This window comes from Holdemanella hominis (genome assembly GCF_014306155.1).
Classification (GTDB): domain Bacteria; phylum Bacillota_I; class Bacilli_A; order Erysipelotrichales; family Erysipelotrichaceae; genus Holdemanella; species Holdemanella hominis.
Map to the genome: position 1 here is coordinate 1 of NZ_JACRWH010000138.1, position 598 is coordinate 598.

At 35.5% G+C, this 598-nt stretch carries 1 protein-coding gene; it reads left to right on the forward strand.

The window, feature by feature from the left end:
- Positions 1 to 598, forward strand: a 598-nt coding sequence (locus H8911_RS12265) for a transposase (RefSeq protein WP_186999855.1), incomplete at both ends; no start/stop codon positions are given.

A 598-nucleotide genomic window follows, 5' to 3' on the forward strand; every position in this document is an offset into this window, starting at 1 on the left:
ATATGATTCTTGACTCAATTAATGGAACGGATTTAACACCAGTCCAGAAATCTCGTATAGAACTTGTAAATGACCACATCAAACAATTATCATCCAATATCCAAAGACTTGATAAACTTATTGATTTAATGATTGAGCCATACGAAGACTATATTTCATTTCTGCGTCAGATACCTGGTGTTTCCAGAAACTCTGCCATCACAATTCTTTCTGAAATCGGTGTAGATATGAATCAATTCACCTCTACAAGACGATTAACTTCCTGGGCAGGTTTAACTCCATCAAGTAACCAGTCAACAGGAAAGAAAAAATCCGTACGCATTTCCAGAGCCGGAGTATATCTTAAACCATGTTTGGTTGAAGTTACACATGCAGCAGTCAAAGATAAAAACCATCCTTACTACGCCAACAAATTTAATAAAATTTCAAAACGTCGTGGAAAGAAATGTGCTTTTATTGCGATTGCCAGAAAAATACTTGTAGGCGCATATTATATGCTTCTTACAGGAGAAATCTGGAATCCTGCAGATTTAGCAGAAGTTGAAACGCCAGTTGAACAAAGAATTAAATACGTAAATCAGATATTAAACAACTACTA